Source organism: Geobacillus sp. BK01, assembly GCF_052220245.1.
Taxonomy (GTDB): domain Bacteria; phylum Bacillota; class Bacilli; order Bacillales; family Anoxybacillaceae; genus Geobacillus.
On record NZ_JBQPTH010000040.1, the window covers coordinates 1 to 5,390 of the forward strand.

Annotated in this window: 5 protein-coding genes; 4 read left to right on the forward strand and 1 reads right to left on the reverse strand. The window is 45.8% G+C overall.

The genetic code is table 11. From position 1 onward, the window contains the following. Nucleotides 1-133 precede the first annotated feature (133 nt). From copZ to ACTVDO_RS17105, 3 genes are all read left to right on the forward strand, one after another. Nucleotides 134-337, forward strand: coding sequence for a copper chaperone CopZ (gene copZ, locus ACTVDO_RS17095; protein ID WP_020959037.1), 204 nt, complete (start codon nt 134-136; stop codon nt 335-337). A gap of 152 nt (nt 338-489) precedes the next feature. Continuing rightward, a complete protein-coding gene (locus tag ACTVDO_RS17100) occupies nt 490-795 on the forward strand; it encodes a nucleotidyltransferase family protein (protein WP_020959038.1) in 306 nt (101 codons plus the stop codon). Next, the gene (locus ACTVDO_RS17105; RefSeq protein WP_020959039.1) at nt 779-1,117 is read left to right on the forward strand and encodes a HepT-like ribonuclease domain-containing protein; all 339 of its coding nucleotides are present in this window, start codon (nt 779-781) and stop codon (nt 1,115-1,117) included. The genes ACTVDO_RS17100 and ACTVDO_RS17105 overlap by 17 nt, the downstream gene beginning before the upstream one ends. Before the next feature lie 100 nt (nt 1,118-1,217). Here ACTVDO_RS17105 and ACTVDO_RS17110 read toward each other — a convergent pair whose 3' ends face one another. After that, nucleotides 1,218-2,822, reverse strand: a complete 1,605-nt coding sequence (locus tag ACTVDO_RS17110) for a multicopper oxidase family protein (protein ID WP_442901938.1) — start codon at nt 2,820-2,822, stop codon at nt 1,218-1,220. 422 nt (nt 2,823-3,244) lie between these two features. Between ACTVDO_RS17110 and asnB the strand changes: the two genes are divergently transcribed. Continuing rightward, nucleotides 3,245-5,152, forward strand: coding sequence for an asparagine synthase (glutamine-hydrolyzing) (gene asnB, locus ACTVDO_RS17115; RefSeq protein WP_442901940.1), 1,908 nt, complete (start codon nt 3,245-3,247; stop codon nt 5,150-5,152). The last annotated feature ends 238 nt before the right edge of the window (nt 5,153-5,390 follow it).

Genomic DNA, 5,390 nt, shown 5'->3' on the forward strand with positions numbered 1-5,390 from the left:
GCACCCTAGGTCTGTAAGATATCCACAAAACTGAAAAAGGATGTAAGGGATTTTGTCGAAAAATATTTTTTCGGCACCCCTGAGAGGCCGAAAAGCCTTGATATATCAACATTTCTAGAGGGAGGAATGGATGATGACGATTACGTTGGAAGTACAAGGAATGACATGTGGACATTGCAAAGCGGCGGTGACCAATGCCCTTCAAGCGTTGGATGGCGTCAGCCGTGTAGAGGTGCATTTACAAGAAGGCACGGTTGATGTGGAGTATGATGAAACAAAGGTAAGTGTAGAAAAACTGAAAGAAGCGATTGAAGAGCAAGGATATGATGTGAAGTAACAGACGGAAGGTGTCCCGAAATGATAACGGGGCACTTTTTTATCGCCTAAACGAGTTCTCGGCTGGGGAAAGTTTTTTCTCTTCTTGAAGAATATCGGGAAAACGGGATGTTATAATGAAAATAACGGGCGCAGAAAAAAGGGGGGATTTATTTGCTATCGCAACAAGACATCCTTAATGAAATGTCGAAATATTTAGATTTATGGAAGGAAAAGTACGGTGTGAAGCGAATCGGGATATTTGGTTCGTACAGTCGGGGAGAACAAAGGGAATCGAGTGATATTGATGTGTTGGTAGAATTTATGGATGATGCAGTGACGTTTGATCATTATATGGAGTTGAAATTCAGTTTGGAAGATCATTTTCAAAAACCAGTCGATTTAGTGATCGTAGATGATATCAAACCAGGATTAAAGGCAGCTATTTTAAAGGGTGTTAAGTATGCAGAGAGAGACTAGCGTCTTTTTGCAAGATATTTTGGCCGCTGCGGAGAAAATCGAGAAGTACACCCAAGGGCTTTCTTATGATGACTTCTTAGATAATGATTTAGTATCAGATGCAGTCATTAAAAACATATTAGTCATCGGAGAAGCAGCCAAAAACATTCCAGATGAAATCAGGCAAGCATCTCCACATATCGAGTGGAGAAAGATGGCTGGCATGAGGGATATGCTGATCCACAGTTATTTCTCCATTAATTATCGAATTGTGTGGGATGTCGTTCGAAATAAGATTCCTGTGTTAAAACAGCACGTTGAACAATTGTTAAATGAAAGGTAGACTTCAATTCAAACCGTATGAGCTGTTTAGGGATAGCACGTTACTCAAAAGGGGCTGATCCCAAGATGCATTCGCGTTTTGGGTCAGCCCCTCAGCTTTCTTATTCCCCTTTATTCGTTGTGTCGTTCGGATCTGGGGTATAGTCCGATTTGTAATCGGTATAGTTGACTTCTGTCGCCATTCCCGCTGAAGCATGGTGCAAGTCATGGCAATGGAACATCCAATTTCCCGGATTATCCGCTTTAAACGCGACGACGTATTCTTCGCCAGGGTTGACATTTAACGAATCCTTCATCAATGGAGCGCCTTTGACTGGCTTGCCGTTTTTGCTTAACACTTGGAAGAAGTGTCCGTGTAAATGCATCGGATGGACATCCATCGGTGAGCTGTTCACGATTTTTACTTTTACGAAATCTCCTGTCTTCACATTGATCGGCGCTGTATCAGGATACGTTTTCCCATTAATCGTGAAAATCATGCCATTTTTGCCCATGGCTGTTCCTAAATCCATTGTGTACTCGACATCATATGGTTGGTCTAACGTAAATGGACCTGTTTCATATTTTCCGGATGTTGTCATATCCACAACAGGGAGATTTTCTTTTGCGTTCGTTTTGTCCGCATTGTTTGCTTGTCCTTCGTATTGAATTTTCACTTTCATGCCATCGGTACCTTTCATATTCCCGTGGCATTCCAGCAGCCATTCACCCGGGTGATTGGCGATAAACTCAATGTCGTAGCGCTCACCTGGCGCGATATTCAACAGTTCATCTTTGATGGGTTGCGGATCTTTTAACGGTTGCCCGTCGGTTGCGACAATTTGAAACTCATGTCCATGCAAATGAAGCTTGTGGGACATATATCCGGCATTGATCAGACGGAGCCGCACTTTTTCGCCTTTTTTCACGTTTAACGGTTCAATCGCCGCTCCGCTTTTTCCGTTTATCGTGAAAAGATCGTACATATTCATGTTATGGCCCATGCTGCCCATATCCATTTGTTGGTGATCAGAGTGATTTCCATTATTCATATTGCTATGATCCATGCCGCTCATATCCATATTTCCGTTCATATTCATATTGTTTTCGTTTTCCGCATTCGGATTGCTCATCCATTCATCTAATACAAGCGTATAATCTCGATCGACTTTTTCTTCATTTTTCGGTTCTACGATCAACGTGCCGTATAATCCTTTGTCCACTTGCTCTGCGCTTTTTTGATGGGAATGATACCAATACGTTCCCGGCACAGTTGCCGTAAATTCATACGTAAACGTTTCACCTGGTTGAATAGCGTCCATTGTGACACCCGGCACCCCGTCTTGGCTATTGGGAACCGGATAGCCGTGCCAGTGAATCGTTGTCGGTTCCGGCAATTCATTTTTTACAACAATTTTGACCGTATCCCCTTGTTTTACACGGATTTGCGCACCAGGCACCGATCCGTTATACGTGTATACCGGGAGTTTCACTTGATCGTTGATTGGCAATAACGCTTCCTTCGCCGTAAGATGAATGTCTTTCCCAGATAATACCTCTGTATTGGTTGCGAACGGCAATTGTGGCTTGCTCGTTTCGGCGGAAACATCTTCTTTGTTCATCTTCATGTTGGACATGTCATGTCCTTGCATGGAAGATGGATTTGAGCAAGCGGCGCCAATCGCTGCGATTCCTGCGAAAATGGCGCCAAGCAGCCATTTTTTCATGTCGTTTTTCCTCCTTAAGCTTGTAGTGGAAGATGCAATGATATAATAAAAAATAGATGTGTAAAATGTATGGAGAAAGTCGCTTCATTTTGGTGTCCGTAAAACACTTGGAGTAGGATTTTTCTTGATTTGTTTCGCCAACGTCACCTTATCGACGTCCGGCATGGTTCAAGGGCATGGCCAAGCTGTCCACTTTTCAAAAGTGGCGAATTTCACACTTTCTCCATATTTTATCGTTAATATGATGGGGAACTGAAAATCTTGCAGGCAGTTTTCCTGAAAAAGTGGAAACGGATTGCTTTTGAAACTTGGTTTTGTGTACGATAAAATGAAAGGGTCTTTGTCTAAATCATTCTTCTTAAAAAGATTTGTGATGTCGTTTTTTCGATTCTTTTTTGCAAAGTGGGGGGCAATCATTTACGATGTGCGGGTTTATTGGCTGTATTCATGATCGCCCGAGAGCGATGGAGCAAACATGGAAAACAACGTTGATGGAGATGAACCGCCTGATTACCCATCGCGGCCCCGACGATGAGGGGTATTTTTTTGATGACTACGTGAGTTTTGGCTTTCGGCGGCTGAGCATCATCGATCTGGAGGCGGGGCATCAGCCGCTGTCTTATGAAAACGATCGATATTGGATCATTTTTAACGGGGAAATTTACAACTATCTTGAATTGCGGGAGGAGCTGGCGGCGAAAGGATATTCGTTTGCGACGCATTCGGATACCGAGGTGATTGTGGCCCTTTATAGCGCGGAAAAAGAAAAAGCGATCGAAAAGCTTCGCGGAATGTTTGCGTTTGTCATTTGGGACAAGCAAGAGAAAACGGTGTTTGCGGCGCGGGATCCGTTTGGCATTAAGCCATTTTTTTATGCGGAGCAAGCAGGGCGCACGTTTTTCGCTTCAGAAAAGAAAAGCATCCTGCTGGCGTTGGGGCGGGAATCGCTGAACGGCGACTCCCTGCAGCATTATTTAACGTTCCAATACGTCCCTGAGCCGCTGACGATGTCGGCCGGCATTTACAAGCTGGAGCCGGGGCATTATCTCAAGAAACAAGTCGGAAAACCGCTCACGATTCATCGTTATTGGAAGGCATCCTTCGACCCCATTCGCCAATCGGAAGAGGAGCTTGTCAAGCAAATCCGCGATGCGCTGTTTGATTCGGTCAGCGTCCATATGCGCAGCGATGTGCCGGTCGGTGCGTTTTTGTCGGGAGGCATTGATTCATCGTTCATCGTCGCCATCGCGAAACAATTCCATCCGCACCTGAAGACCTTTTCCGTCGGGTTTGAGCGGGAAGGGTTCAGCGAAATCGATGTTGCCGAAGACACCGCGGAGAAGCTTGGGGTGGACAATATCAGCTATGTCATCTCGCCGCAGGAGTATATGGAAGAGCTGCCGAAAATTATGTGGCATATGGACGATCCGCTTGCCGATCCTGCGGCGGTGCCGCTTTATTTTGTCGCTCGTGAGGCGAGAAAGCATGTCACGGTTGTGCTTTCTGGCGAAGGGGCGGACGAGCTGTTCGGCGGTTACAACATTTACCGCGAACCAGAGTCGCTGCGGCTGTTTGTGCGTATGCCAAACATCGTAAAAGCGGTGTTGCGGATGATCGCGAAGCTGCTTCCGGACGGGATGAAAGGAAAAAGCTTTTTGGAGCGCGGCACGACGCCGCTCGAAGAACGGTATGTTGGCAATGCGAAAATGTATAGCGAAAAAGAAAAAGCGGCGTTGCTCAAAACGTATCAAAAGGGGCGCGAATATACGGCGGTGACGGCTCCTTTTTACCGCGAAACGGTTCATTACCCACCTGTAAACCGCATGCAGTATATTGACCTCCATACATGGCTTAGGGGCGATATTTTGGTGAAAGCGGACAAAATGACGATGGCCCATTCGCTTGAGCTGCGCGTTCCGTTTTTAGACAAAAAGGTGTTTGAGGTCGCCGCGCGAATCGCCCCTGACATGAAAATAGCCAACGGTACGACGAAATATATTTTACGTAAAGCCGCCGAAGGCATCGTGCCGGATCATGTGTTAAACCGGAAAAAATTAGGGTTCCCCGTGCCGATTCGCCACTGGCTGAAAAACGAAATGTATGACTGGGCGAGACAGCTCATCCACGAAAGCGAAACCGATCATCTGTTCCATAAGGATGTGCTCCATCGGCTGCTGGATGAACATGCCCTCCACAAGGCGGACCATAGCCGCAAGCTGTGGACGGTGTTGGCGTTTATGGTTTGGCATCAAGTGTATGTGGAAAAGAAGTACGATTTTGCTTCATCCGCACAAAGCGAGGAGCGGCCAGCGTCTGTTTTGGAGGCGTAGCTGGAAATGGGCCAATGAAGAGGCTGACCGAAAAGGTTTCTGCCTTCAAGATAGATGAAAGATATGGCATAACCCAAACATTCAGTACGGATGAGGAAAGAAGGTGTTCCGATCCTCCCTCTAGAAATGTTGATATATCAAGGCTTTTCGGCCTCTCAGGGGTGCCGAAAAAATATTTTTCGACAAAATCCCTTACATCCTTTTTCAATTTTGTGGATATCTTACAGACCTAGGGTGC

Bases quoted from the DNA above. Each gene is read 5' to 3' on its own strand.
- copZ (WP_020959037.1), top strand. From the start codon at position 134: ATGACGATTACGTTGGAAGTACAAGGAATGACATGTGGACATTGCAAA.
- ACTVDO_RS17105 (WP_020959039.1), top strand. From the start codon at position 779: ATGCAGAGAGAGACTAGCGTCTTTTTGCAAGATATTTTGGCCGCTGCG.
- ACTVDO_RS17110 (WP_442901938.1), bottom strand. From the start codon at position 2,822: ATGAAAAAATGGCTGCTTGGCGCCATTTTCGCAGGAATCGCAGCGATT.
- asnB (WP_442901940.1), top strand. From the start codon at position 3,245: ATGTGCGGGTTTATTGGCTGTATTCATGATCGCCCGAGAGCGATGGAG.